Source organism: Paraburkholderia lebeckiae (assembly GCF_050436225.1).
Classification (GTDB): Bacteria; Pseudomonadota; Gammaproteobacteria; order Burkholderiales; family Burkholderiaceae; genus Paraburkholderia; species Paraburkholderia tuberum.
The window spans coordinates 3,099,792-3,123,633 of record NZ_JBNDLU010000002.1 but is presented as its reverse complement, the minus strand read 5'-3'; the positions used below and the strand labels follow the sequence as shown (position 1 = coordinate 3,123,633).

Genomic DNA, 23,842 nt, shown 5'->3' with positions numbered 1-23,842 from the left:
AGCGCGATGGACTTTAGCATAAAAGCCTGTGATTGGACCAAAGGCTCGACGAACGGTTTCCTGACCGGGAAATCCGATTGCATCGTGATCGGTGTGTTCGAGTCGCAAACGCTGTCGGGCGCCGCGCTCGAGATCGACGCGGCCACCAAGGGCCTGCTCACGCGCATCATCAAGGCGGGCGACATGGACGGCAAGGCGGGTACCACGCTGTTCCTGCACGAGGTGTCGGGCATCGGCGCGTCGCGCGTGCTGCTCGTCGGCCTCGGCAAACAGGATGCTTTCAGTCAGAAAGCCTACGGCGAGGCGGTCCGCGCCGCATGGCGCGCGCTGCTCGGCACGAAGATCGTGCAGGTCACGTTCACGCTCGCGCAACTGCCGGTGCTCGAACGCACGGCCGACTGGTGCGTGCGCGCCGCGATCCTCGCGCTGCGCGAGCTGACCTACCGCTTCACGCAAATGAAGAGCAAGCAGGACAACACGCCGCGCGCGTTGAAGCGCATCGTGTTCAGCGTCAACACCGGTGACGAGAAGGCCGCCAAGCTCGCCGCCAAGCAGGGCGCCGCGCTCGCCAACGGCATGGACCTGACGCGCGAGCTCGGCAATCTGCCGAGCAACGTCTGCACGCCGATCTATCTGGCGAACACCGCGAAGAAGCTCGCGAAAGACTGGAAGCTGAAGGTCGAGGTGCTCGGCGAGAAACAGTGTGAAGCGCTGAAGATGGGCTCGTTCCTGTCGGTCACCGCGGGCGCGGTCGAGCCGGCGCAGTTCATCGTGCTGCAGTACCAGGGCGCCGCCGCGAAGGCCGCGCCGGTCGTGCTGGTCGGCAAGGGCGTCACGTTCGACACGGGCGGCATCTCGCTGAAGCCGGGCGAGGGCATGGACGAGATGAAGTACGACATGTGCGGCGCGGGCTCGGTGCTCGGCACGCTGCGCGCGGTCGCAGAGATGGGCCTGAAGATCAACGTGGTCGGCATCATTCCGGCCGTCGAGAACATGCCGTCGGGCACGGCCACCAAGCCGGGCGACATCGTCACCAGCATGAAGGGCCTCACGATCGAGGTGCTGAACACCGACGCCGAGGGCCGCCTGATTCTGTGCGACGCGCTCACCTACGCGGAGCGCTTCAAGCCGGCCGCGGTTATCGACATCGCGACGCTGACGGGCGCCTGCATCATCGCGCTCGGCCATCACAACAGCGGCCTGTTCTCGAAGGACGACGCGCTCGCGGGCGAACTGCTCGACGCGTCGCGCGAAGCGGCCGACCCGGCCTGGCGCCTGCCGCTCGACGACGAGTACCAGGACCAGCTGAAGTCGAACTTCGCGGACGTCGCTAACGTCGGCGGGCGTCCGGCGGGCAGCGTGACGGCCGCATGCTTCCTGTCGCGTTTCACGGATTCGTACCCGTGGGCGCATCTCGACATCGCCGGCACTGCGTGGAAGAGCGGCACCGCGAAGGGCGCGACGGGCCGTCCGGTGCCGCTGCTCGCGCAGTTCCTGATCGACCGCGCCGGCCAATGACGCAGTGCGGTAAGCGCGCGCACGGCGCGCGGCAAGCGGGGCGGAGCGGCCGATGACGAGAATCGACTTTCACTCGAACGTCGGCGATTCGCTGCTGTACGCGTGCCGCCTCGTGCGCAAGGCGTATCTGGCGGGCCAGCCGCTCGTCGTGCTGGCCGAGCCCGCGCGCCTGCGCGCCTTCGACGAAATGCTGTGGACCTTCTCGCCCCTCGACTTCGTGCCGCATTGCATGGCGGGCACGCCGCTTGCCGCCGACACGCCCGTCGTGCTGGCCACGAATCTCGACGACGTGCCGCATCATCAGGTGCTGCTCAATCTGGGCGCAACGGTGCCGGCGCAGTTCGCGCGCTTCGAAAGATTGCTCGAAGTGGTCGGTAACGCACACGAGGAACTCGCTGCGGGCCGCGAGCGCTATCGCTTCTATCGCGATCGCGGCTATGCTTTGAACAACTACAAGCAGGGCGGCTAGTTCGTTGCGCTGCACGTCATGGCCGCGAGGAACGCGGCATACGGACCGCCTGCCCTGGCTTCGACTCAAACACGGAGAGCGCACGTGTCCGATCCCCACGACAATTCGATTCCGGTCCTGAACGAGGTCCTCGTGCCGGGCCGCGCGCGCGAGACGCGCGAGGCGTCGACCGATGCCGCCGCGCCTGCATCCCAGCCGGGCGCCGAGCCCGCAACCCCAGCCGTCGCGCAACCGGCGGCGGTGCCCGAGCCCGCTTCCCGCACGGAGCCCGCGTTCGTGCCACCGCCCGCGCATCAAGCCGACCCGACGCTGGCGCCCGAGCCGGTACTCGCGCCCCAACCGGTGCCCACGCCCGAGCAACTGAGTTCGCCGGAGCCCGTGCTCGTGCCGGAGCCGATGCCGACGCGAGAAGCCGCGCATGCGGCGGAGCACGAGCCTCTCGCACAGACCGAGCTTCATCAGCCGCGCGTGGCTGATCACACGCACCCGAGAAAACACGCACGGCCGCATCACGGCATTCATGTGCGACATGGGCATGATGACTTGCATGAGGACGTGGAGGTGTCGCCCGGCGTGTTCGATCGTACCGAGCCCTTCATACCGCTCGAAGCCGGCGCGACCGTGCCGCCGGATATCGACCATGAAGGCGCGCACGAAGCCGCTCCCGCTCAGCCCACACTCGATGCCGACACGCTCGCCGCACGTTTGCACGGACGCTTCCAGCGATTTCTGACGGGCGAGGGGCGCGGCATCATCGAGGCGCGCTGCCGCGATGCAGTGCAGCAGCACACGAGTCTGCTCGTGAGTCAGATCACCCGCGAGGTCGCGCAGACGCTCGAAGCCGAGATGACCGATTGGGTACGTGAAGCGGTGGAAGAAGAAATCGCGCGGCACTCGCGTTGACGCCGCGGTGACCTGAGAGCGCCGTTATTTGAGCGTCAGCACCCAAGCCGCCAGCGTGGCCGCCTGATCGGGCGTCAGTTGCGTGTTCGCAGGCATCGGTACGGTTCCCCATGCGCCGGTGCCGCCATCGAGGATCTTGTGCTTCAGATAGGTCGCGGCGTCGTCGCGTCCCGCATACCGGATAGCAACGTCGTGCAGCGCCGGCCCCATGAACGGGCGGGTGACCGAGTGGCAGCTCATGCAGTTCTTCTGCTGGGCGAGCACGAGCCCGGCTGCTTCGGCACGGGCTGCGGGACTGGCGGCGCTCAATGCGGCGGCGAGCGCAACAGCGGCTGCTACGGCTGCGTACGACATCGATGTCATTATGGTCTCCGCCAGTGCAGATGCCCGGCTCGTGGTCCACGCATTATAAGAGCAAAGGGGCGCACGGATTTTCGTGCGCCCCTTGCGTCTTTGCGTAGCGCGGCGGCGGGTTATCCCTGTCGGGGCGGGCCACGCCGGCCCCGGTCATTACCCCGTCACCGCCCCCCGATTCGCCGGCTGGGCGAGCGCGAAATACTTGGCCATCACGCCGCGGGTGTAGCGCGGCTTCGGCGCCTGCCATGCGGCGCGGCGGCGCTGCAGCTCGGCATCGTCGATGTTCAGTTGCAGCAGCAGCTGGTGCGCGTCGATCGTGATCGAATCGCCTTCCTGCACGAGCGCGATCGTGCCACCGACGAACGCCTCCGGCGCGACGTGCCCAACCACCATGCCCCAGGTGCCGCCCGAGAAGCGGCCGTCGGTGATGAGCCCGACCGATTCGCCGAGCCCCTTGCCGATGATCGCCGAAGTCGGCGCGAGCATTTCCGGCATGCCGGGGCCGCCCTTCGGGCCAAGATAGCGCAGCACGACGACGTCGCCGGCGACGATCTTGTCGGCGAGGATCGCTTCGAGCGCGCTCTGCTCGTCGTCGAACACGCGCGCCGGGCCCGTGATGACCGGGTTCTTCAGCCCCGTGATCTTGGCGACCGCGCCGTCCTCGGCCAGATTGCCCTTCAGGATCGCGAGATGGCCTTCGGCGTAGAGCGCCTTGTCGATCGGGAAGATCACCTGCTGATCGCTGCGCGGCTTGGCTGGTACGTCCTTCAACTCCTCGGCGATCGTTTTGCCGGTGATCGTCATGCAATCGCCGTGCAGAAGCCCTGCGTCGAGCAGGATCTTCAGCACCTGCGGAATGCCGCCCGCCTTGTGCAGATCGGTGGCGACGTACTGGCCCGACGGCTTCAGGTTGCAGATCACCGGCACTTTTTTGCGCATGCGCTCGAAGTCCTCGATCGTCCATTCGATCTCGGCCGCGTGCGCGATCGCCAGGTAGTGCAGCACCGCGTTGGTCGAGCCGCCGGTCGCCATGATCAAGGCAACCGCGTTTTCGATCGACTGCTTCGTGATGATGTCGCGCGGCTTCAGATCCTTCTTGACGGCTTCGACGAGCACACGCGCCGATTCGGCGGCCGAGTCGACCTTCTCCTGGTCGGGATTCGCCATCGTCGACGAATACATGAGCGACATGCCGAGCGCCTCGAACGACGAGCTCATTGTATTGGCCGTGTACATGCCGCCGCACGAACCGGTCGACGGACACGCATTTTTCTCGATGCCCTCGAAATCCTCCTGCGACATGCGGCCCGCCGTGAATTCGCCGACCGCCTCGAACGACGACACGATCGTCAGATCGGTGCCTTTCCAGTTGCCAGGCCGGATCGTGCCGCCGTACACGTAGATGCCCGGCACGTTCATGCGCGCGAGGCCGATCATGCCGCCCGGCATGTTCTTGTCGCAGCCGCCGATCACGACCACGCCGTCCATCCATTGCCCTTGCACGCAGGTCTCGATGCAATCTGCGATCACCTCGCGCGACACGAGCGAGTACTTCATGCCCTCGGTGCCCATCGACATGCCGTCCGAGATCGTCGGCGTGCCGAAGGTCTGCGGGTTCGCGTCGGCGCGCCTGATCGCGGTGACGGCCGCGTCGGCGAGACGCTGCAGGCCGGCGTTGCACGGCGTAATCGTCGAGTGGCCGTTGGCGACGCCGATCATCGGTTTGTCGAAATCCTCCTTCTGGTAACCGAGCGCGTAGTACATCGAGCGATTCGGTGAACGCGCGATGCCTTGCGTGATGTTCTTCGAACGACGGTTGTAGGCCATGGGGCGCTCCAGTCTGGCTGTTCTGATGAAAGCGCGCGGCGGCGTGCGCGCGCATCCGTTCAGTGTAGTTCCGCCAGACCGTGCAAACAGGCGGTTTTGCGTGACACGCGTCGTGTGTATTATTCGCGGTTGTTCAGGTCGTAAAATATATTAATCATGCTGCCCACGATCCCCGACCTGCGCCAGTTGCGCTATTTCGTCACCGTCGCCGAAGAAAAGCACTTCGGGCGCGCGGCCGCGCGTCTGTCGATGACGCAGCCGCCGCTGTCGCAGGCGATCCGCGCGCTCGAGGAGACGCTCGGCGTCGAACTGTTTGCGCGCACCAAGCGCTCGGTCGAGTTGACGGCGGTCGGCGCCGATCTGTTGCCGGAGGTGCAGCGGCTGCTCGCGGCCGCGGAAGGGCTCAGGCCGCTCGCGCAGAGCCTCGCGCGCGGCGAGGCGGGCGTGCTGTCGCTCGCGTTCGTGTCGACTGCGGATTACGGCCTGCTGCCGCTGCTGCTGCGCGATTTCGGCGCGCGGCATCCGCGCGTGCGGCTCGAACTGACCGAGGCGACCAGCGACGTGCAGGTCGAGGAACTGGTGGCCGGGCGTATCGACGCGGGTCTGGTGATCGCGCCGCTGCCGTCGCGGCATGCGGCGCAGCTGTCGTGGCTGCCGATCGCGCGCGAGCCGCTCGTGATCGCGCTGTCGACGGAGATGGCGCAACGCTTGGGGGGCAGCGTGAACACAAACGGCAAGGGCAGCGCTGCTGAAGACCCCGCCGCCGAATGGCTCGACGCGCCCGTCAGCCTGCGCGATGTCGCCGACGCGCCGCTCGTGATCTTCCCAAGGCGTCTCGCGCCAGGCTTTTATGACATCATTATGGATTGCTACGGCGTTGCGGGCCTCGCGCCACGGATCGGCCAGGAGGCGATCCAGATGCAGACCATCGTGAGTCTCGTGTCGGCCGGCATGGGCGTCGCGCTGGTGCCGCAATCGTTGCGTAACCTGCGGCGCACGGGCGTCGTGTACCGGACGCTGTCCGAGTCGGTGCCCGCGATCGAGACGGGCCTCGTCTGGCGCACCGACGAGGTCAGCCCGGTGCTGGCGGGCTTCATCGACATCGTGCGCGCGCATGCGGCGAGCGTCGCGTCGCGTGTCTAGATCCCGCTTCTGATTCCCTGTAAAAACTGCTTTCGAACCTGAACTGCCCATAACCACACGATGCTCATTCACCCCAATTTCGACCCTGTCGCCATCCATCTGGGGCCGCTCGCCGTGCGCTGGTATGGCTTGATGTACCTCGTCGCGTTCGTCGCGGCGATCGTCGTCGCCCGACTGCGGCTGCGGCTGCCGTACGTCGCCGCGCAAGGCTGGACCCCGAAGGATATTGACGACATGCTGTTCTACGGCGTGCTGGGTACGATCCTCGGCGGCCGGCTCGGCTATGTGCTGTTCTACAAGGCGAGCTTTTATTTCGCGCATCCGCTAGACATCTTCAAGGTGTGGGAAGGCGGCATGTCGTTTCACGGCGGCTTTCTCGGCGTGACGATCGCGATGATGCTGTTCGCTTATCAGCGCAAGCGCTCGTGGCTGCAAGTCACCGACTTCGTCGCGCCGATGGTGCCCACGGGCCTCGCGGCGGGACGCCTCGGCAACTTCATCAACGGCGAGCTGTGGGGCCGCGTGACCGAGCCGTCCGCGCCGTGGGCGATGCTGTTTCCCGGCGCCGCACCTGACGACGCCACATGGCTCGCCGCGCATCCGCAACTGGCCGCGCAATGGCATCTGAACGAAGTGTTCGCGCAATATCACATGCTGCCGCGACATCCGTCGGAGCTGTACGAGATCGCGCTCGAAGGCGTGGCGCTGTTCTTCGTGCTGATCTTTTTCTCGCGCAAACCGAAGCCGCTCGGCGCGATTTCCGCGATGTTCCTGATCGGCTACGGCCTTGCGCGCTTCACGGTCGAATTCGCGCGCGAGCCGGACGATTTCCTCGGCCTGCTCGCGATGGGGCTGTCGATGGGTCAATGGCTGTCGCTGCCCATGATTCTCGCGGGCATCGGCCTGATGGTGTGGGCGTATCGCCGTGGGCGTCGCGAGCCGGCGCAGGCGGTTGGCGCGAACTGAGCGGCGCTCGGCCAGCGTAGCAAGCGTTTTCTGTTTGGGCTTGCGCTTGCGCGTCACTTCATCTGCACCGACCCCGACACGTTGACCGTCACCGTCGACGTGCCGCCTTCGAGCGACAGCGGCGCGCTCTTCGCGTCGGTGCCCATCGCGCGTGCGCTCATCATCATCACCGGACGCGGCATCACGCCGCTGTGATTCACGTTGACCTCGCGGATCGAATAGCCGCTAAAGCCGAACGCCTGCGAGGACGCCGCGGCCTGCTCGCGAAACGATTTGATCGCCTCGCCGCTGAGCCGCTGTTCGGCCGCGCGCTGCGCTTCCGGCGACAGCGAGAAACGCACGTTGCCAACCTGCATGATCGATGCCATCTGTCCGGCGAGCTTCGAAGCCGCAGCGAAGTCGCGCGATTCGAGCACGACTTCCGCGCGGCCGCGCCACGTCGAGATGCGTCCGTCGCGGTCCGTCGACGGGAAGATCGAGAACGCGCCCGAGCGCGCGGTCACGCCGCTGACGCCGCGCGCTTTCTGCAATGCCGCGTCGGCGCGTTCGTTCAGCGTCGACGTCAGCGACGACGGCTCGCTCGCTTCCTGTTCGTAAAACAGCGTGATTTCGACTTCATCCTGCGGGATTTCCGCGCTCGCCTGCGCATTCAACGACAGCACGCCCGAAGGCTGCGGCATCATGGTCTGCGCTCGAGCGGGCGCAGGGTTCAGTGCGAGTGCCACAGGCGCGCCCAAGGCGAGCGCGAGTGCGAGGGACCGTGCGGTTTTTGTCGTCATGACTGGAATCCTTGTTTGAACAGGTTGTGCACGTTCGACGCGAGCGACGGGTGGTGGCGCGCGGTTTGACGGATGCGCTGGCGAATGGATCGGCTTGCCGTCGAGCGGTCAGTTCGAGCTCACGCTTTCGTCGACCGATTAGGCGTGTTTTACCGACGCTTGGTTCCCCAATTAGTGCTTCGCCGCCGCATCGGAAACGATGACCTGGATGCGATCACGACAAGTGCCGCGTCGCGCGTTCGCCCTTAAACCAGCTGATTAGTGATGAAGCGCCATTCGGCGTCGGTCACCGGCGTGATCGACAGGCGGTTGCCTTTGGCGAGCACGCGCATGTCCTGCAATTCGGCATGCTCGCGCAGCGCGGCAAGCGGAATCAGCGCGATTTTCTTCTTGAACACGACGTCGACGAGCATCCAGCGCGGCGTTTCCGGCGACGATTTCGCGTCGTAGTACGGACTCTTTTTATCGAACTGCGTAGGGTCCGGATACGCGGTCGACGAGACCTCCGCGATGCCCGCGATGCCGGGCTCCGGACAGCTCGAATGATAGAAGAGCACGCCGTCGCCGACCTGCATCACGTCGCGCATGAAGTTGCGCGCCTGATAGTTGCGTACGCCGGTCCACGGCAAGGTGCGATGCGGTGCGTTGGCGAGGTCGTCGATGCTTGCTTCGTCCGGTTCGGACTTCATCAGCCAGTAGCGCATGAATCGGAGTGAGCGTGTGAGATTGAACGAAGCGCAACAACAGCAGGCGCGTACGGAAAAGCCCCTGAAAAAGGCGCTCAAACGAAAAAACGACGACCAAACAAAAACGGCATCGAACCGAAGTCCGATGCCGTTCCAGATAAGGTCCCCGCCTTAGCCGCTAGGCCGGCATCCTGAACCGAGGGTTCAGAATTGGTCGCAGTTAGCAACACTTCGGGTACATCAGACTGAGTGACGCGCACACCCGTGCTACAAATTTCCGCAACCGTGCACATGGCATTGGTTCAAGGAATATATGACCTTGGCGAACCAGGCAGGGAAGCTAAACCGATGAAGCTACAACACATACCGTTGAACACGTGACCGGTTCGAAACCGGCCCATTACTGCTTACTGCAAGCTGTACTGCTCGATCACAGTACCTAGCTGTTCGTTCATTTGCTGCATTGTACGCCGGATTTCTTCAGCGGGAAATGCTTCTCCGTGCCGCACGCTGCTTTGCAGCTTAAGCAGTTCCGATGCCAGCGACAGCGCCGCCATCACCGCGATGCGATCGGTGCCGCGCACGTTGCTGCCGCTGCGAATTTTCTTCATCTCGGCGTCGACGCGCGCGACCGCCTCGAGCAGCGCGCCTTCCGTTTCCGGCGAACAGGCGAGACGATAGGGTACTTCGAGAATCGATACCTCGATCTGCTTGGTGGTCATGCGCTTTCTCCGTGTCGGCTCACGTCGCTTTCCGCTTCCTCGTGTTCGGGCTGGGCGGACTCGAGCAGATCGAGCTGGTTATCCGGTTCGCTGCTCGCGCGTGCGCGCGGCAATTTTTCGAGAATCGCATTCAGGCGCACCTGAGCGTCGTCGATCTTGGCGGACAGCGCGTCGCGTTCCGCCTGCAGCGCGTCGCGCTCTTCGCGCAATTGCACGAGTTCCGCATGCGTGGCTTGTACTTCGGCACGCGTTTGTGCGAGCTGCTCTTCGAGCGCGAGCCGCGCTTCGTTGTGGCGCTGGCTGATCGCAATCAGCTTGCCGATGTTCTGGGAGAGTGATTCGAGTTCGGTGAGCATGTGCTGCGTCCTCTAAAGACATCGCATTTTAGCGCGGAATATTACAGGTTCCGACAATTGTCTCGTTTCGAGACGTAACAGCATCGCTTCGTGCCGGTTCGTTGCGTGTCGTGTCGTCGACCATAAGGTAAAAAACCGGTAATCCATCGGACAATAACCTGCATTCAACAGAACCGATTGCGCTCCGGTTGACCTTTCTTGACGCCCCGCGAGGCCGCTCGTAAACTTCCCGCACTCTGGTGCCCGCGCGCGCTTCTCGGCGCGCGCAGTTAAACGGGAAGCAGGGCGCGCGCGGTGCCAAAACCGGATGCGCGAACCTGCGCTGCCCCCGCAACGGTAAGCGACCGCATGTGATGTGCTCATGCAGGTCGGTCCTGATCGCAAGGTTGGAAGTTCAACGTGCGAGTGTGCCACTGCGCGTCACGCGTGGGAAGGCGGGATCGATGTGTCGTAGCCCGGATACCGGCCAGAAAAGAGGGACGTCCCCCGCGAAAACGTTGAACAAGGGGACGCCTCGTGACGCGTCGGCCCGCGGGGAAGCAGGCCGCGCACGCTATCCACAGGAATGTCATCCCATGCTGTCCCCCATCGCCCGCGCAACGCTGCTCGCGTTCGCGAGCCTGCCGCTCGTCGTGCATGCGCAAAGCGCCGAGCCTGCGTCCGCATCCGCGACGCCGCATTCGTCTTCATCGTCCGCCACGGATGCCACCGCCGCAAACGCTGCAATCGCTGCCAATGCCGCCTCCGCCGATGCGTCGGGCAACGTGCTGTCGCCGATCGTCGTGACCGCGCAACGCGGACCGCAAGCGTTGCGCGATGCGATTCCGCAGACCACGCAGTTCGATCAGCAGGACATCGCCGACACGACCGCGACCGATCTGCCCGGCCTGCTGCAACTCGCGCCAGGCGCGCAAATCTCGCGCACGGGTGGCCCTGGTTCGACCACGAGCCTCTTTCTGCGCGGCGCATCGTCGACGCAATCGCTGCTGCTGATCGACGGCGTGCGCGTCGATTCGGTGAGCCTCGGCTCCGCTCAGCTCGCGCAGATTCCACTCGATCAGGTCGATCACGTCGAAGTGGTGAACGGCAACGTGTCGGCGTTGTATGGCTCGGGCGCGATCGGCGGCGTCGTGCAGGTGTTCACGAAAGACGGCGGTGATCATCCGCCGCGTTTCAATTTTTCGGTCGGCTACGGGAGCTATCACACGCAGACGCAAACGGCCGGCGTGAACGGCGCGCTCGATCAGGACGGGCGCACGACCTTCAACATCTCGCTCGCGCGCACGAAGGACGACGGCTTTTCGTCGCTCAATCCGCTCGAGGCGCCGGCCGCGAATCCGAACGCGAACGGCAATCTGAACGAGAGCATCAGCGCGTCGCTGCGTCACAAGTTCACCGACAGGTGGGACGCGGGCGTCAGCTACTTCCAGTCGAACAACGACAACAGCTACGACAATGCATACGGCGAGCCCACCGATCTGAACAATCTCTATAGCAAGGTGCGTCAGGTGTCGGTATTCGCGAACGGCAAGCTGACCGACTGGTGGACCACCCACTTCACGGTCGCCGAGGGCGACGACCGCAGCGTGTCGAACACCAATGGCATCTACAACGGCCGCTTCGATACCGACAATCGCCAGTACACGTGGCAGAACGATTTCGCGTTCGCCGCGAACCAGAAGCTGCAATTCGGCTACGAGCATCTCGACCAGACGCTCGACTCCGACACGTTCGCCGCGCCCGACCGTCACGTCGATTCGGTCTTCGCGGGCTACAGCGCGCGCTTCGGCCGCAACCAGATACAGGCCAACGTGCGACGCGACCAGTACTCGGATTTCGGTGGAGCGAACAGTTACTATCTCGGCTACGGATTCGACATCACGTCGCGCTGGAAGGTAACCGCAAGCTATTCGGATGCGTTCCGCGCGCCGAGCTTCGACGATCTGTACTATCCGATCAGCGGCAACCCGTCGATCCAGCCCGAGCGCAGTCATTCGGTCGAAGCCGGTTTGCAGTACGCGACCGATGCGCTCGGCGTGATGCGTCTGAATGCATTCCAGACGCGCTATACGAATCTGATTGACTACGTGCAGACGATCCCTGGCATCTACCTCGCGGAGAACGTCGGCCATGCGAAGGTGCAGGGACTCGAAGGATCGTGGAGCGGTCATGTCGGCAAGACCGACGTGCGCGCAACGGTGACGCTGCAGAACCCGGTCGATCTCGACAACGGTACCGACCTCGTGCGGCGCGCGCGTCGGTTCGGGTCATTCGCGGTGAATCGCAGCATCGGTGGATGGCGGGTTGGCGGCGAGTGGATTGTCAGCGGTCCGCGTACCGATAGCACCGGCAACCTCGGCGGTTATGGCATCGTGAATCTGTCGGCGCGCTACAACGTCACCAAAGCGTGGTACGTCAGTGCGCAAATCGACAATCTGTTCAACAAGGATTATGAAACGGCCTACTCGTATAACTCGCCGCGACGCGGTGCGTATGTCACGCTCGGCTGGCAGCAGCAGTGACGCGCGCGCCGGGGTGGTCGCATGCGTGAGCGCACGCGGATGAGTCGCGCGTCCGCTGCGCTGTGCGCCGCGATGGCGACGCCGCGCCCGATGAACGCGAAACGCGCGGCCGCGATCTGGCTCGGCCTCGCGCTCGCCGCCATCGCGGTGCTCGGCGCCTCGCTGGTGCTCGGCAGCGTGCCGCTCGCGCCGTCGCGCGTGCTTGCGGCGCTCGTGCCGACGCACACGTTCGGCGGCACGGGCAGAGACGATCTCGCCGGCGAAATCGTGCGCACGTTGCGTTTGCCGCGCGCGCTCGCGGGCTTCGCGTGCGGCGCGTTGCTCGCGCTCGCCGGCGCGCTGCTGCAGGTGCTGCTGCGCAATCCGCTTGCCGAGCCGTACGTGCTCGGCGTGTCGGGCGGCGCGGCCACGTTCGCGCTCGTCGCGATGATCGCGGGCGGCGCATGGTGGATCGTCGATGCGAGCGCGTTCGCGGGTTCGTTCGTGTCGATCCTGCTGGTGCTCGGCCTCGCGCGTCGTGAGCTATGGCGCGGCGAGCCGCAAGACACGTCGCCCCGTTTGCTATTGACCGGCGCGGTGATCGCGGCCGGGTGGGGCGCGCTGATCACGCTGCTGCTCAATCTCGCGCCCGACAGCCGTCTGCGCGGCATGCTGTTCTGGCTCACCGGCGACCTCAGCGGCGGCGCGCTGCCGTGGACCGCGCTGATCGCGCTCGCGCTCGTGTTGCTTGCGATCGTGCCGGCCGCGCCGCGTCTGAACGTGTTGCTGCGCGGCGACGCGGCCGCGCAGGCGTTGGGCGTCGCGGTGATGCCGCTGCGTTTGCGTGTGTACCTGGTCGCGTCGCTGGCGGCAGCCGCGGCGGTGACGACCGCGGGCACGATCGGCTTCGTCGGTCTCGTCGTGCCGCACATGCTGCGGCTCGCGTTCGGCAACGATCAGCGCATGCTGCTGCCGGCGGCCGCGCTCGGCGGCGGTGTCGCGGTGATGGGCGCGGATCTGATCGCGCGTACCGTGATCGCGCCCGCGCAATTGCCGGTCGGCGTGATCACGTCGCTGGTCGGCGTGCCGGTGTTCCTGTGGATGCTTCTCAAACGCCGCCGATGATGCGAGCCGAACCCAGCCCCTCCCCTTCCATGCTGAGCACGCAGCGCCTGACGTTGCGCGCCGGCGCGCGCACTTTGCTCGACGCGTTCACGCACACGTTCCATGCGGGCGAAATCTGGTGCATCGCCGGGCCGAACGGCGCGGGCAAGACGACCTTGCTGTCGACGCTGGCGGGCCTGTTGCATCCGGCGGCGGGCCATGTCGAACTCGATGGCGTGCGCGTGGCCGACTGGCAGCCGCTGCCGCTCGCACGGCGCCGCGCGTTGATGCCGCAAAGCGCGGCCGATGCGTTCAACGCAAGCGTGCTCGACATCGTGCTGCTAAACCGCTTCCCGCATCTGGGCGGCTGGGGCTGGGAGCGCGACGAGGATCGCGCGGCCGCGCGGGCGGCGCTCGAACGGCTCGGCCTCGCGGACTTCGCGGTGCGCGACGTGCTGACGCTATCGGGCGGCGAGCGTCAGCGCGTTGCCCTCGCGGCAGTGCTGTGCCAGGACGCGCCGCTGTTGCTGCTCGACGAACCGTTGTCGCACCTCGACCTGCATTATCAGATCGACTGCCTCGAAGCGCTCGTCGCATGGACACGCGAACCGCGCCGCAGCGTGCTGTTCTCCTGCCACGACCTGAACCTTGCACGCCGCTTCGCGACGCATGCGTTGCTGCTCGACGGCGCGGGCGGCGCGTATGCGGGCCCGGTGCGCGACGTGCTGACGCCCGCGTTGACGAGCCGCGCGTTCGGCTATCCGCTGATTCTGATTCGCGACGGCGAGCACGAGGCGCTGATTCCCGCGCCGCGCGCGCGTCACGAATCGCCTGCCGGTCATGACGCACAGTCAGGCTGATTATTTACTCCTATTCCTTGTTTCGATCCTACCTATGACTCGCATCCCACTCCTGACCGGTTTGCCCGAAGTCGCCCCGCTCGATCAAACGCTGCGCGCCGAGCTGCAACGGATCATCGATACGCGCACCAAACCGCCCGGCAGCCTCGGCCGGCTCGAAACGCTGGCGCGCCAGATGGGCCTGATCCAACGCAGTACGCGTCCCACCGTGCAGCGTGCCGCGATGATCGTTTTCGCGGGCGATCATGGCATCGCCGCCGAAGGCGTGAGCCCGTATCCGCAAGCGGTGACCGCGCAGATGGTCGCGAACTTCATCGCTGGCGGCGCGGCGATCAACGCGCTCAGTCGCGTCGCGGGTCTCGAACTCGAAGTGGTCAACGCGGGCATCGCGACGCCGCTGCCGTCCACGGACGGACTCGTCGACATCCCGGTCGGCCCCGGCACGCGCAACTTCGCACACGAAGCCGCGATGACGCACGCCGAAGCGCTCGCCGCGATGCAGGCGGGCGCCGCGCGTGTGCGTCATCACGCGGCGCTCGGCACGAACGTGATCGGCTTCGGCGAGATGGGCATCGCGAACACCTCGGCGGCCGCGTGTCTGATGAGCCGCCTGTGCGGTGTGCCGATCGACGACTGCGTCGGCCGCGGCACCGGTCTCGACAACGCCGGACTCGCGAAGAAGCGCAACGTGCTCGCGGCGGCGCTCGCGCGCCATGCGGATGCACGCGCGCCGCTCGACGTGCTCGCGACCTTCGGCGGCTTCGAAATCGCGATGATGGCGGGCGCGTATCTGGCGGCCGCCGAGGCGCGCATGACCATCCTCGTCGATGGCTTCATCGCGACGTCCGCGCTGCTGGTTGCCGATGCGTTCTCGCCCGAGGTACGCGAGTACTGCGTGTTCGCGCATGCGTCGAACGAGGCCGGGCATCGGCGCATGCTCGATCATTTCGGCGCGCAGCCGCTGCTGTCGCTCGACCTGCGGCTCGGCGAAGGCACGGGCGCCGCGCTCGCGGTGCCGTTGCTGCGCGCGGCGGTGGCCTTCGTCAACGAGATGGCCAGCTTTGATTCGGCGAGCGTCGCCGATCGCGAACCGTGAAGCGCGTGAGCACGCGCTTCGCGATAACGCGAAGCTCGGCCCGCAGCGCCGTGAACCTGCACTCGCCACGTTCATGAACCCGCTCGCGGAACTGCGCTATTTCTTCACGGCGCTCGGTTACTTCACGCGCGTGCCCGTGCCGCGTTGGGTCGGCTTCGAGCCGCATTATCTGAACGCCGCGGCGCGCTATTTTCCGCTCGTCGGCGTGTTGGTCGGTGGCCTCAGCGCGCTCGTCTATGTGGCCGCGCTCCGCGTGTTTCCGGCGAGTGTCGCGGTGCTGCTGTCGATGGCCGCGTCGCTCGTGGTCACGGGCGCATTTCACGAGGACGGTCTCGCCGATTGCATCGATGCGTTCGGTGGCGCCTATACGCGCGACGATGCGCTGCGCATCATGCAGGACCCGCGCATCGGTGCTTTCGGCACCATCGCGCTCGTGATCGCCCTGGCAATCAAGTGGCAAACGCTCGCGGCGTTGCCACCGCTGCGCGCCGCAAGCCTGATGCTTGCGGCGCATGGCGCGAGCCGCGCGTGCGCGATCAGTTACCTGGCCACGCTCGACTATGTGCGCGCGGCCGGCAAAGCCAAGCCGGTCGCGCAGCGTCTGAGCGGGCCGGCGCTGTTGTGCGCCGCGCTGTTCGGTCTGCCGTGGCTGCTGTGGCCGAACGGCCCCGGCATGCCCGACTGGCGTTTTGCCGCGCTCACGTGTGCTGTGCTGTTCGCGCTGCGCTTTGCGATGGGCCGTTATTTCGTCAGACGCATCGGCGGCTATACCGGCGATTGCCTCGGCTTCGCGCAGCAGATCTTCGAATTGAGCATCTACCTGGTGGGGCTTGCATGGATATCGTCCTGATTCGACATCCCGCTGTCGCGCTCGAGGCGGGGGTTTGTTACGGCAATAGTGATGTCGCGTTGGCGGAGAGCGCCGAGGTCACGTCCAATGCGTTGGCGGTGAAGCTCGCGAGCTTGCAGGTGCCGGCGCCGCGTGTGCTGATCACGAGTCCGCTGACGCGCTGCGCCGCGCTAGCGACCGAGATCGCGAACGACTTCGGCTGCGTGGTCAGCCACGACGAGCGCTTGAAGGAAATGGATTTCGGCGACTGGGAAGCGCAGCGCTGGGATACGATCGATCGCGCGCTGCTCGACGACTGGGCCGCCAATTTCGAACATGCGCGCACGCATGGCGGCGAGAGCGTCGCGCAATTCGTCGCGCGTGTGCGAGCGTGGTTCGATGCGTTCGCGCTGACGCGCGAGCTGTCGCCCGCATACGTAGTCACGCACGCGGGCGTGATGCGCGCGATCGCGTCGTGGGTGCTGGAGGTGCCGCTCGCGCATTGCGTGCAGTGGTCGCTAGATATGACGGGGATCGTCTGGTTGCGACGTAACGACGAGACGCTGCAGTGGTCGCTCGTGCGATGGAATGCGTGACCACGCGTGGTCATCGGGAAAACTGATCCCTTTTTCTCGCCACACGCGGCGCCGTCATGGCGCGGGTTGCTTTCTGCGCGAGCGCGCCAGTTCGAGGTCCTCGCACAGTTGCCGCGCGCCTTGCGCGATGCGCGGCGCGGGGCGATTGATCAGATCGCCGTCGATCGCAAACAGGTTGTTGTTCGCGACGGCCGCGAGATCCGGCCATGCGCGCCATGTGTCGAGTTGCGGCAGCATCGTGTCGGGCCGCGTCGCGCCGGGCGCGGCGGTGACGATCGCCTGAGGATTCGCCGCGAGCACCGCTTCGGTCGACACGGTCGGCACGAGCGGCTGCAGGTCCGCGAACACATTGCGGCCGCCGCATAGCGTGATCGCGTCGCTGATCATGTGCTCGCCGTTGAGCGTCATCAGCGGCCGGTCCCATACCTGATAAAACACGCTGACGGCCGGGCGGTTCGCATACCGCGCGCGCAGACGGGCGATGTCGTCGCGGAAGGCGGCCGCCGCCGCATCCGCGCTCGCCGATGTGCCGAGCAGCCGGCCGAGCTTGGTCAGCGACACGGCGATATCGTCGAGACGGCGCGGCTCGCTGAAAAAGAGCGGCACGTGTAGCTCGCGCAAGCGTTCGAGCTGGCGCTGCGCGTTGCCGTGCCGCCACACGACGATCAGGTCCGGTTTCAGCGCGACGATGCGTTCGAGGTCGAGCGCCTTGTTGTCGCCGACGCGCGGGAGTTGCTTCGCTTCGGGCGGATAGTCGCTGTACGACACCGCGCCGACCATCTTCGGGCCGCCGCCCGCGGCGTACAGCAATTCGGTCACGTGCGGGGCGAGGCTGATCACGCGCTGCGCGGGCGCGGCGAGCGTGACGGTCGCGCCGCTGTCGTCGGTGACGGTGATCGCGGCGTGCGCGCTCAGTGCGCTCAGTGCGGTCAGCGCGAGCGCTGCGGCGCCGAACCAATGGATGAAGCCATGCGCGGGCGGGGCAAAGCGGATGGAACGAGCAAAGTGGATCATCGGACGAGGGCGGATCACGAAGCGTTGAGCGGCTTGGGTGCGAAGGTCACTGCGCTAACTCGACCGCGCGGTATCGATCGAGTCAACCGCCTGTTGCAACTGTTGCTCGAAGCGGGTCCATTCGGCTTCATCGCCCGGCAGCCCGAAGCGCACGCTGGCCGATGGCACCCGAAGCGATGGCGGAAAAAGACGCGTCCACACGCCGCGCCGCGCGAGCGCTTCATGCAACGCAGCGGCACGCGCATCGTCGGTCCATGCGAAAAGCGGCGTGCCGCGTGTCGCGAAACCGTGCGCATGCAACAGCGCGGCAAGCCGCGCGCTGTCGCCGATGAGCCGCTCACGCATCCGCGTTTGCCACGCGGCATCGTCGAACGCGGCGCTCACCGCATGACGCGCGGGACCGCTGACCGTCCACGCCCCCAGCCTGTCGCGCAACGCGGCGAGCAATGCGGGCGCGCCCAGCACGAAGCCGGCGCGCACACCCGCGAGTCCGAAGAACTTGCCGGGCGAGCGCAACACGACGAGCCCGTCCCGATGCGTATGCGCCGCCAGCGACGCGACCCGCGCGGCCGGCAGCGTATCGGCGAACGCTTCGTCGACGAGCAGCGCGCCGCCGCGTTCGCGCAACTGCGCGTGCCAGTGCAGCAGCCTGGCGGCATCGATATGCGTGGCGGTCGGATTGTCGGGGTTGACGATCGCGACGTGCGTGAGCGCGGCGGGCAGCGTGTCGTGATGCACGTCGAGCGGCGCGACCGCGTGTCCGGCGCGCGCGAACGCGGGAGCGTACTCGCCGTAGGTCAGCGGCGCGATGCCGACCGTCGCGGGCGACAGTAACGCGGGCAGCGCGCGAATCGCCGCCTGGCTGCCGGCCACGGGCAGCACGTGCGCGGCATCGGGCGCGCCGTAGTAGCGCGCGGCCCGCTCGGCGAAGCCGTCGCCTTCATCGGGCAAACGGCGCCACGCGTCGGCGGGCAGCGGCGGCACCGGATAGCCGTGCGGATTGATGCCGGTCGACAGATCGAGCCACTGCGCGTACGCAATGCCGTAGCGCGCCGCAGCTTCGTGCAGGTTGCCGCCGTGCGCGATCGGGCTGCTTGCGGCGTGCTCGCGCGGTTGCGTCCAGTCGCTCATGCGCTCATCCCATCGCTACGCGCGTCGTTCCGCTCAGCCATGAAACGGCACGCTCAACAACGCCAGCACGATCAGCACGGCCAGCCAGAGAATCACCGTGCGTTCGACCAGCATCAACGCGGCGCCCACATGACGCGCCTCGGCGGGACGCCCGAAGCCCAGCGTCGGCCGATGCTCGAGCGTGCCGTGATACACGGCCGGCCCGCCGATCAGCACGTTCAGGCTGCCGGCGCCGGCGGCCATCACCGGGCCCGCGTTCGGGCTGTCCCAGCGCGGCGCCTGCTCGCGCCAGCAGCGCCAGGCGGTCAGCGTGTCGCCGAGCAGCGCGTAGCTCGTGGCGGTCAGCCGTGCGGGAATCCAGTTCAGCACGTCGTCGATGCGCGCGGCGGCCCAGCCGAAGCGCAGATAGCGCGGCGTGCGATAACCCCACATCGCGTCGAGCGTATTGGCGAGGCGAAAGCCGAGCGCGCCAGGCCCGCCCGCGAGCGCGAACCAGAACAGCGCGCCGAAGATCGCGTCGTTGCCGTTTTCGAGCGCCGATTCGATCGCGGCGCGCGCGAGCGCTGCTTCGTCCGACTGTGCGGTGTCGCGCGAGACGATCCGTGCGGTCAATTCACGTGCCGTGGCGAGATCGCGTTGGCCGAGCGCCCGCGCGATCGGCGCGATGTGATCGCGCAGGCTGCGCGCGCCGAGCGCGAACCACAGCAGCGCGACATGCAGCGCGCAGGCCGCGAACAACGGCAGCACGGCGACGAGCCACCACGCGATCAACACCGGCGGCAGAACGGCGAGCGCCCATGCGAGCAGGCCCTTGAGCCGCAGACGCCGGTCGTGATTGAAGCGCGCCTCGATGCGCGCGGCCCAGCTACCGAAACCGACGAGCGGATGCCGGCGGCTAGGTTCGCCGAACCAGCGATCGACGGCGACGCCCGCGACCGCGAGCGTCGCGACCAGCGGCATGGTCAGCGGCGCCATCACTCGCGGATCGCGCTTTTCAGCACGAGCGGCAGCCCCGCGACCATCAGCGTGGCCGCGCTGCTCAACGCGGCGATGCGCTGATTCAAGCGCCCGAGTTCGTCGACGTAAAGACGCGTGGCTTCGCCGAGCGGCACGACGCCGAGGCCGATCTCGTTGCTGACGACGATGATCTTGCCGCGCGCGCCGGCGAGCGCCGCTTCGAACGCGGCGGCCTGCTCGTAGTAGTGCGACAGCGGCGCCGCCGCGCCGCCGGCGGGACACAGCAGGTTTGCGAGCCACAGCGTCAGGCAGTCGATCAGCAGACACTGGCCCGGCGCGTCGTGTTGCGCGAGCGCGCCGGCGAGGTCGTCGTCCGCTTCGACGAGCCCCCAACGCGCGGGCCGCCGCTCGCGATGATGCGCAATGCGCGCGTTGAATTCGGCGTCGTCGGTTACGCGGGCGGTGGCGATGTAGGTGACGGGGAGGGCGCTGTCGCTGGCGAGCCGCTCGGCATGCGCGCTCTTGCCCGAGCGGGCGCCGCCGAGGACGAAGGTGAGGTCGCGGAGAGTCATCCTATGATTGTACCGGCGCGATGGGATAATGCCGCTCGATTGCATTGCAACGCCACTGTCCATCTTCCACCTGCACCGCCGTGACCCGAATGCCCATTCCTCCCGACACCCTGCCCGTGCCCCGCGGCACGCTGATGATCCAGGGCACCACGTCCGACGCGGGCAAGAGCACGCTGGTCGCGGGACTGTGCCGCCTCGCGCGGCGCGCGGGTGCGCGGGTCGCGCCGTTCAAGCCGCAGAACATGGCGTTGAACAGCGCGGTGACCGTCGACGGCGGCGAGATCGGCCGCGCGCAGGCATTGCAGGCGCTCGCCGCGGGCATCGACGCGCACACCGATCTGAACCCGGTGCTGCTGAAGCCGACCAGCGATCGCGGCGCGCAGGTGATCATCCACGGCAAGGCGCGCATGAATCTCGACGCGCGCGCGTATCACGACTACAAGCCGATCGCGTTCGAGGCGGTGCTGGAGTCGTATGCGCGGCTGCGCGCGTCGTACGACACGATTTTCGTCGAAGGCGCGGGCAGTCCGGCCGAGATCAATCTGCGCGAGCGCGACATCGCGAACATGGGTTTCGCGGAGGCGGTCGACTGCCCGGTCGTGCTGGTCGCCGACATCGATCGCGGCGGCGTGTTCGCGCACCTGACCGGCACGCTCGCGTGTCTGTCCGACAGCGAGCAGGCGCGCGTGCGCGGCTTCATCATCAACCGCTTTCGCGGCGACATCGGTCTGCTGAAGCCAGGGCTCGACTGGCTGGAAGCGAAGACCGGCAAGCCGGTGCTCGGCGTCGTGCCGTATCTGCATGGCCTGACGCTCGACGCCGAGGACATGCTGCCGCCCGAGCTGCGCGCGGCGGCGAGCGTTGATTCGCGCCGTCTGCTGCGCGTGGTCGTGCCGGTGCTGCCGCACATCAGCAATCACACCGACTTCGACGCGTTGCGCGCACATCCGCAGGTCGATTTTCACTATGTGCGCGCGGGTACGCGGCCGCCGGCCGCCGATCTGATCATCCTGCCGGGCTCGAAGAACGTGCCGGACGACCTCGCGTTTCTGCGCGCACAGGGCTGGGACGACGTGCTCGCGCGGCATCTGCGCTACGGCGGCCGCGTGATCGGCATTTGCGGCGGCATGCAGATGCTCGGCCGCGAGATCGCCGATCCGCATGGCGTCGAGGGCGCGCCGGGCACCTTCGCGGGCTTCGGCTGGCTCGACTATGCGACGGTGCTCACGCGCGACAAGACGCTCAAGAATGTGACCGGGCGCCTGGCGCTGCCCGGCACGCCGGACGTCGCCGGCTACGAGATTCATATGGGCGAGACGCGCGGGCCGGCATTGGACACGCCGGCGCTGCGACTCGACCACGCTGGCCCCCACGAGGGCGGCGCGGACTTTGGCCGTCCCGATGGCGCGATATCCGCCGATGGCCAGATTCTCGCGACCTACGTGCATGGCCTGTTCGACACGCCGGCCGCGTGCGCGGCGCTGCTCGCATGGGCGGGTTTGAGCGATGCCGAAGCGGTCGACTATCCGGCGTTGCGCGAGGCGTCGCTGGAGCGGCTGGCCGATACGCTGGCCGGGCACGTCGATATGCGCAGGCTGTTCGCGGCGCTGGGGTGACGCTTTGGGCCGGCCTTTTTTATCGGCTTGAACGCGATTGCTGCGCGGGCGGTTCGCTCAGTACAACACCATCTGCGTGCAACGAAACAGCGCGATGGTCTTACCATCCGGACCGGTGACCGTCGCGTCCCAGACCTGCGTGCTGCGCCCAAGGTGCACACCCTTCGCGACCGCGCGGATCGTGCCCTGGGTCGCGGTGCCGAGGAAGTTGCTCTTCAGCTCGATCGTCGTGAAGCTGCGCGAGTTTTCGGGCAGATGCGCGATGCACGCGTAGCCGCACGCGGTGTCGGCGAGGCCGATCACCGTGGCCGCGTGCAGGAAGCCGTTCGGCGCGAGCAGCTCCTCGCGCACGGACAGTTCGGCGACCAGCGTGCCCTGGTCCACAGTCAGCACGCGCAGGCCCAGCAGGTCCGGCAGCGTGCCCTTCTGGCGCTCCAGCAGGCGTTCGACCGTGTATTCCGGGCGCAGTTTGCTCATGAGATTCAGGTCCTTGTCGAAAAAAACGGCGGGTTGGAGCGGCCGATTCGCGATGTGGGGGCTTCGGCCGCGCTGAATTTGTCGATATTATCAACGGCTGGACCGGTGGGCGTCCCTGGAATCCGAACTTCGAACGGCAGCGATCGTGGGGCCCGCCGGCGCCGGTCACAACGGATCGGCGGGAATGGAGCAATAGCGCGGCAAACCGGCTGGCAGCGTCCAGCCTTCTTTCCGGGAGATTTCATGTCGGTGATTGTGGTGGCGAATCCGAAGGGCGGCGTGGGCAAGAGCACGATATCGACCAATCTGGCCGGCTATTTCGCAGCGGCGGGCGAATGGGTCGCGCTGGCCGACCTCGACAAGCAGCACTCCGCGCATGCGTGGCTCGAATTACGGCCCGCCACGCTGCCGAACATCGAAACCTGGGAGGTCAATCCCGACACGCCGGCCAAGCCGCCGAAAGGCCTCGAGCACGCGGTCGTCGACACGCCGGCCGGCCTGCACGGCAATCGCCTGAACATCGCGCTCGATCTCGCCGACAAGGTGATCGTGCCGTTGCAGCCGTCGCTGTTCGATATTCTCGCGACCCAGGAATTTCTCGAGCGGCTGGCGAAGGAAAAGGCGGTCAGGAAGGGCGCGATCGAGGTCGGCGTGGTCGGCATGCGCGTCGATGCGCGCACGCGCTCGGCTGAGCAGCTGCATCGCTTCGTCGAGGGATTGAAGCTGCCGGTGCTCGGTTTTCTGCGCGACACGCAGAACTACGTGCAGCTCGCGGCGCACGGCCTGACGCTGTGGGACGTCGCGAAAAGCCGCGTGGAGAAGGATCTGGAGCAGTGGCAGCCGATCGTCGAGTGGACGAACGGCGCGGGGAAGAAGGGCTGAGGCGGGAGCTGCCCGCCATCAGTCAAGCGTCAAGCTGAGCTTGGCTCAGTTCCAGGCCTGCGTGGGCACGTGGTCGCGGCTGCCCTTGATCTTGTTGTTTTCATCGACGAACACGAGGTCCGGCTTCCAGCCCGCCTTCAACTCCGCCTCGTCGACCACCGCGAACGCCGCGATGATGACCAGATCGCCGAGCTGCGCGCGACGCGCGGCCGAGCCGTTCAGCGAAATCATGCCGCTGCCGCGCTCACCCTTGATCGCGTACGTCGAGAAGCGCTCGCCGTTGTTGATGTTCCAGATGTCGATACGCTCGTTTTCGACGATGTTCGCCGCTTCGAGCAGATCTTCGTCGATCGCGCACGAGCCCTCGTAGTGGAGCTCGCAGTGCGTGACCGCGACGCGGTGAATCTTCGACTTCAGCATATTGCGTTGCATGATCAATCCAATCCTGTGTGACTGCGCAGTGTAACTGTGTTCGCGCGGA

The 23,842-nt window shown here is 66.6% G+C and carries 25 protein-coding genes, 1 other RNA gene and 1 riboswitch; of the genes, 13 read left to right on the top strand and 13 right to left on the bottom strand.

What is annotated here, in order from left to right:
• Positions 1 to 6: 6 nt before the first annotated feature.
• The 3 genes from OKW45_RS28980 to OKW45_RS28970 all read left to right on the top strand — a co-directional run bounded on the left by OKW45_RS28980 (position 7) and on the right by OKW45_RS28970 (position 2,890).
• Complete coding sequence (locus tag OKW45_RS28980; RefSeq protein ID WP_429472554.1) at positions 7 to 1,518, top strand: leucyl aminopeptidase; 1,512 nt, start codon at positions 7 to 9, stop codon at positions 1,516 to 1,518.
• A 52-nt stretch (positions 1,519 to 1,570) separates the two neighbouring features.
• A complete protein-coding gene (locus OKW45_RS28975) occupies positions 1,571 to 1,987 on the top strand; it encodes a DNA polymerase III subunit chi (protein ID WP_018419682.1) in 417 nt (138 codons plus the stop codon).
• Positions 1,988 to 2,071: 84 nt separating this feature from the next.
• Complete coding sequence (locus OKW45_RS28970) at positions 2,072 to 2,890, top strand: DUF2486 family protein (RefSeq protein ID WP_429472552.1); 819 nt, start codon at positions 2,072 to 2,074, stop codon at positions 2,888 to 2,890.
• Between the two features lie 24 nt (positions 2,891 to 2,914).
• Here OKW45_RS28970 and OKW45_RS28965 read toward each other — a convergent pair whose 3' ends face one another.
• Both OKW45_RS28965 and ilvD read right to left on the bottom strand, forming a co-directional pair.
• Entirely contained in the window at positions 2,915 to 3,253 is a 339-nt protein-coding gene (locus OKW45_RS28965) for a c-type cytochrome (RefSeq protein WP_026225642.1), read from the bottom strand.
• Positions 3,254 to 3,400: 147 nt separating this feature from the next.
• Positions 3,401 to 5,074 carry a dihydroxy-acid dehydratase gene (gene ilvD / locus OKW45_RS28960; protein WP_018419686.1) on the bottom strand — a complete coding sequence of 558 codons (1,674 nt, stop codon included), beginning with the start codon at positions 5,072 to 5,074 and terminating at the stop codon, positions 3,401 to 3,403.
• Between the two features lie 156 nt (positions 5,075 to 5,230).
• Here ilvD and OKW45_RS28955 point away from each other — a divergent pair, with 156 nt between their 5' ends.
• Both OKW45_RS28955 and lgt read left to right on the top strand, forming a co-directional pair.
• Positions 5,231 to 6,217, top strand: a complete 987-nt coding sequence (locus tag OKW45_RS28955) for a LysR family transcriptional regulator (RefSeq protein WP_429472550.1) — start codon at positions 5,231 to 5,233, stop codon at positions 6,215 to 6,217.
• Between the two features lie 60 nt (positions 6,218 to 6,277).
• Positions 6,278 to 7,183: a prolipoprotein diacylglyceryl transferase gene (gene lgt / locus OKW45_RS28950; protein ID WP_429472548.1), complete on the top strand. Its 906-nt coding sequence runs from the start codon at positions 6,278 to 6,280 to the stop codon at positions 7,181 to 7,183.
• Between the two features lie 53 nt (positions 7,184 to 7,236).
• On the opposite strand, the gene OKW45_RS28945 is transcribed toward lgt, so the two are convergent.
• The 5 genes from OKW45_RS28945 to OKW45_RS28925 form a co-directional block, all read right to left on the bottom strand.
• Complete coding sequence (locus OKW45_RS28945; protein ID WP_429472546.1) at positions 7,237 to 7,962, bottom strand: SIMPL domain-containing protein; 726 nt, start codon at positions 7,960 to 7,962, stop codon at positions 7,237 to 7,239.
• 245 nt (positions 7,963 to 8,207) lie between these two features.
• Complete coding sequence (locus OKW45_RS28940; protein WP_429472544.1) at positions 8,208 to 8,666, bottom strand: EVE domain-containing protein; 459 nt, start codon at positions 8,664 to 8,666, stop codon at positions 8,208 to 8,210.
• A gap of 141 nt (positions 8,667 to 8,807) precedes the next feature.
• Positions 8,808 to 8,989, bottom strand: a non-coding RNA gene (ssrS, locus tag OKW45_RS28935) — 6S RNA.
• A 66-nt stretch (positions 8,990 to 9,055) separates the two neighbouring features.
• Positions 9,056 to 9,370, bottom strand: coding sequence for a cell division protein ZapA (locus OKW45_RS28930; RefSeq protein ID WP_018419691.1), 315 nt, complete (start codon positions 9,368 to 9,370; stop codon positions 9,056 to 9,058).
• Complete coding sequence (locus OKW45_RS28925) at positions 9,367 to 9,726, bottom strand: ATPase (protein WP_429472542.1); 360 nt, start codon at positions 9,724 to 9,726, stop codon at positions 9,367 to 9,369. Before OKW45_RS28925 ends, OKW45_RS28930 begins: the two co-directional genes overlap by 4 nt.
• Before the next feature lie 220 nt (positions 9,727 to 9,946).
• Positions 9,947 to 10,211: riboswitch (cobalamin riboswitch) on the top strand.
• A 90-nt stretch (positions 10,212 to 10,301) separates the two neighbouring features.
• Here OKW45_RS28925 and OKW45_RS28920 point away from each other — a divergent pair.
• The 6 genes from OKW45_RS28920 (at position 10,302) to cobC (ending at position 16,712) form a co-directional block, all read left to right on the top strand.
• Positions 10,302 to 12,248, top strand: a complete 1,947-nt coding sequence (locus OKW45_RS28920) for a TonB-dependent receptor domain-containing protein (RefSeq protein ID WP_429472540.1) — start codon at positions 10,302 to 10,304, stop codon at positions 12,246 to 12,248.
• A 39-nt stretch (positions 12,249 to 12,287) separates the two neighbouring features.
• Entirely contained in the window at positions 12,288 to 13,352 is a 1,065-nt protein-coding gene (locus tag OKW45_RS28915; RefSeq protein ID WP_429472538.1) for a FecCD family ABC transporter permease, read from the top strand.
• On the top strand, positions 13,349 to 14,191 hold the full coding sequence (locus OKW45_RS28910; RefSeq protein WP_429473383.1) for an ABC transporter ATP-binding protein: 843 nt from the start codon (positions 13,349 to 13,351) through the stop codon (positions 14,189 to 14,191). Before OKW45_RS28915 ends, OKW45_RS28910 begins: the two co-directional genes overlap by 4 nt.
• Before the next feature lie 34 nt (positions 14,192 to 14,225).
• The gene (gene cobT / locus OKW45_RS28905; RefSeq protein WP_429472536.1) at positions 14,226 to 15,287 is read left to right on the top strand and encodes a nicotinate-nucleotide--dimethylbenzimidazole phosphoribosyltransferase; all 1,062 of its coding nucleotides are present in this window, start codon (positions 14,226 to 14,228) and stop codon (positions 15,285 to 15,287) included.
• 73 nt (positions 15,288 to 15,360) lie between these two features.
• Positions 15,361 to 16,137, top strand: a complete 777-nt coding sequence (locus tag OKW45_RS28900; protein WP_429473382.1) for an adenosylcobinamide-GDP ribazoletransferase — start codon at positions 15,361 to 15,363, stop codon at positions 16,135 to 16,137.
• Positions 16,122 to 16,712: an alpha-ribazole phosphatase gene (gene cobC, locus OKW45_RS28895; protein ID WP_018419698.1), complete on the top strand. Its 591-nt coding sequence runs from the start codon at positions 16,122 to 16,124 to the stop codon at positions 16,710 to 16,712. Before OKW45_RS28900 ends, cobC begins: the two co-directional genes overlap by 16 nt.
• Before the next feature lie 54 nt (positions 16,713 to 16,766).
• On the opposite strand, the gene OKW45_RS28890 is transcribed toward cobC, so the two are convergent.
• The 4 genes from OKW45_RS28890 to cobU are packed head-to-tail and all read right to left on the bottom strand — an operon-like array spanning position 16,767 to position 20,386.
• Positions 16,767 to 17,726 carry a cobalamin-binding protein gene (locus tag OKW45_RS28890; RefSeq protein ID WP_429472534.1) on the bottom strand — a complete coding sequence of 320 codons (960 nt, stop codon included), beginning with the start codon at positions 17,724 to 17,726 and terminating at the stop codon, positions 16,767 to 16,769.
• Positions 17,727 to 17,780: 54 nt separating this feature from the next.
• A complete protein-coding gene (cobD, locus tag OKW45_RS28885) occupies positions 17,781 to 18,857 on the bottom strand; it encodes a threonine-phosphate decarboxylase CobD (RefSeq protein ID WP_429472532.1) in 1,077 nt (358 codons plus the stop codon).
• A gap of 33 nt (positions 18,858 to 18,890) precedes the next feature.
• Positions 18,891 to 19,832, bottom strand: coding sequence for an adenosylcobinamide-phosphate synthase CbiB (gene cbiB, locus OKW45_RS28880; protein ID WP_429472530.1), 942 nt, complete (start codon positions 19,830 to 19,832; stop codon positions 18,891 to 18,893).
• Complete coding sequence (gene cobU, locus OKW45_RS28875; RefSeq protein ID WP_429472528.1) at positions 19,832 to 20,386, bottom strand: bifunctional adenosylcobinamide kinase/adenosylcobinamide-phosphate guanylyltransferase; 555 nt, start codon at positions 20,384 to 20,386, stop codon at positions 19,832 to 19,834. The genes cbiB and cobU overlap by 1 nt, the downstream gene beginning before the upstream one ends.
• 89 nt (positions 20,387 to 20,475) lie before the next feature.
• Here cobU and OKW45_RS28870 point away from each other — a divergent pair, with 89 nt between their 5' ends.
• Positions 20,476 to 22,002, top strand: a complete 1,527-nt coding sequence (locus OKW45_RS28870) for a cobyric acid synthase (protein ID WP_429472526.1) — start codon at positions 20,476 to 20,478, stop codon at positions 22,000 to 22,002.
• Positions 22,003 to 22,059: 57 nt separating this feature from the next.
• Here OKW45_RS28870 and OKW45_RS28865 read toward each other — a convergent pair whose 3' ends face one another.
• Complete coding sequence (locus tag OKW45_RS28865; RefSeq protein WP_018419704.1) at positions 22,060 to 22,479, bottom strand: PaaI family thioesterase; 420 nt, start codon at positions 22,477 to 22,479, stop codon at positions 22,060 to 22,062.
• A gap of 243 nt (positions 22,480 to 22,722) precedes the next feature.
• Here OKW45_RS28865 and OKW45_RS28860 point away from each other — a divergent pair, with 243 nt between their 5' ends.
• Positions 22,723 to 23,361: a ParA family protein gene (locus OKW45_RS28860; protein WP_018419705.1), complete on the top strand. Its 639-nt coding sequence runs from the start codon at positions 22,723 to 22,725 to the stop codon at positions 23,359 to 23,361.
• A gap of 45 nt (positions 23,362 to 23,406) precedes the next feature.
• Here the strand turns inward: OKW45_RS28860 and panD are convergent, their stop codons facing one another.
• Complete coding sequence (gene panD, locus OKW45_RS28855; protein WP_008924033.1) at positions 23,407 to 23,793, bottom strand: aspartate 1-decarboxylase; 387 nt, start codon at positions 23,791 to 23,793, stop codon at positions 23,407 to 23,409.
• Positions 23,794 to 23,842: the final 49 nt, after the last annotated feature.

What these genes read in the sequence shown, in the direction of transcription:
- OKW45_RS28980 (WP_429472554.1), top strand. Translation starts at nt 7, where the DNA reads ATGGACTTTAGCATAAAAGCCTGTGATTGGACCAAAGGCTCGACGAAC.
- OKW45_RS28975 (WP_018419682.1), top strand. Translation starts at nt 1,571, where the DNA reads ATGACGAGAATCGACTTTCACTCGAACGTCGGCGATTCGCTGCTGTAC.
- OKW45_RS28965 (WP_026225642.1), bottom strand. Translation starts at nt 3,253, where the DNA reads ATGACATCGATGTCGTACGCAGCCGTAGCAGCCGCTGTTGCGCTCGCC.
- ilvD (WP_018419686.1), bottom strand. Translation starts at nt 5,074, where the DNA reads ATGGCCTACAACCGTCGTTCGAAGAACATCACGCAAGGCATCGCGCGT.
- OKW45_RS28955 (WP_429472550.1), top strand. Translation starts at nt 5,231, where the DNA reads ATGCTGCCCACGATCCCCGACCTGCGCCAGTTGCGCTATTTCGTCACC.
- lgt (WP_429472548.1), top strand. Translation starts at nt 6,278, where the DNA reads ATGCTCATTCACCCCAATTTCGACCCTGTCGCCATCCATCTGGGGCCG.
- OKW45_RS28945 (WP_429472546.1), bottom strand. Translation starts at nt 7,962, where the DNA reads ATGACGACAAAAACCGCACGGTCCCTCGCACTCGCGCTCGCCTTGGGC.
- OKW45_RS28940 (WP_429472544.1), bottom strand. Translation starts at nt 8,666, where the DNA reads ATGCGCTACTGGCTGATGAAGTCCGAACCGGACGAAGCAAGCATCGAC.
- OKW45_RS28930 (WP_018419691.1), bottom strand. Translation starts at nt 9,370, where the DNA reads ATGACCACCAAGCAGATCGAGGTATCGATTCTCGAAGTACCCTATCGT.
- OKW45_RS28925 (WP_429472542.1), bottom strand. Translation starts at nt 9,726, where the DNA reads ATGCTCACCGAACTCGAATCACTCTCCCAGAACATCGGCAAGCTGATT.
- OKW45_RS28920 (WP_429472540.1), top strand. Translation starts at nt 10,302, where the DNA reads ATGCTGTCCCCCATCGCCCGCGCAACGCTGCTCGCGTTCGCGAGCCTG.
- OKW45_RS28915 (WP_429472538.1), top strand. Translation starts at nt 12,288, where the DNA reads ATGAGTCGCGCGTCCGCTGCGCTGTGCGCCGCGATGGCGACGCCGCGC.
- OKW45_RS28910 (WP_429473383.1), top strand. Translation starts at nt 13,349, where the DNA reads ATGATGCGAGCCGAACCCAGCCCCTCCCCTTCCATGCTGAGCACGCAG.
- cobT (WP_429472536.1), top strand. Translation starts at nt 14,226, where the DNA reads ATGACTCGCATCCCACTCCTGACCGGTTTGCCCGAAGTCGCCCCGCTC.
- OKW45_RS28900 (WP_429473382.1), top strand. Translation starts at nt 15,361, where the DNA reads ATGAACCCGCTCGCGGAACTGCGCTATTTCTTCACGGCGCTCGGTTAC.
- cobC (WP_018419698.1), top strand. Translation starts at nt 16,122, where the DNA reads ATGGATATCGTCCTGATTCGACATCCCGCTGTCGCGCTCGAGGCGGGG.
- OKW45_RS28890 (WP_429472534.1), bottom strand. Translation starts at nt 17,726, where the DNA reads ATGATCCACTTTGCTCGTTCCATCCGCTTTGCCCCGCCCGCGCATGGC.
- cobD (WP_429472532.1), bottom strand. Translation starts at nt 18,857, where the DNA reads ATGAGCGACTGGACGCAACCGCGCGAGCACGCCGCAAGCAGCCCGATC.
- cbiB (WP_429472530.1), bottom strand. Translation starts at nt 19,832, where the DNA reads ATGGCGCCGCTGACCATGCCGCTGGTCGCGACGCTCGCGGTCGCGGGC.
- cobU (WP_429472528.1), bottom strand. Translation starts at nt 20,386, where the DNA reads ATGACTCTCCGCGACCTCACCTTCGTCCTCGGCGGCGCCCGCTCGGGC.
- OKW45_RS28870 (WP_429472526.1), top strand. Translation starts at nt 20,476, where the DNA reads ATGCCCATTCCTCCCGACACCCTGCCCGTGCCCCGCGGCACGCTGATG.
- OKW45_RS28865 (WP_018419704.1), bottom strand. Translation starts at nt 22,479, where the DNA reads ATGAGCAAACTGCGCCCGGAATACACGGTCGAACGCCTGCTGGAGCGC.
- OKW45_RS28860 (WP_018419705.1), top strand. Translation starts at nt 22,723, where the DNA reads ATGTCGGTGATTGTGGTGGCGAATCCGAAGGGCGGCGTGGGCAAGAGC.
- panD (WP_008924033.1), bottom strand. Translation starts at nt 23,793, where the DNA reads ATGCAACGCAATATGCTGAAGTCGAAGATTCACCGCGTCGCGGTCACG.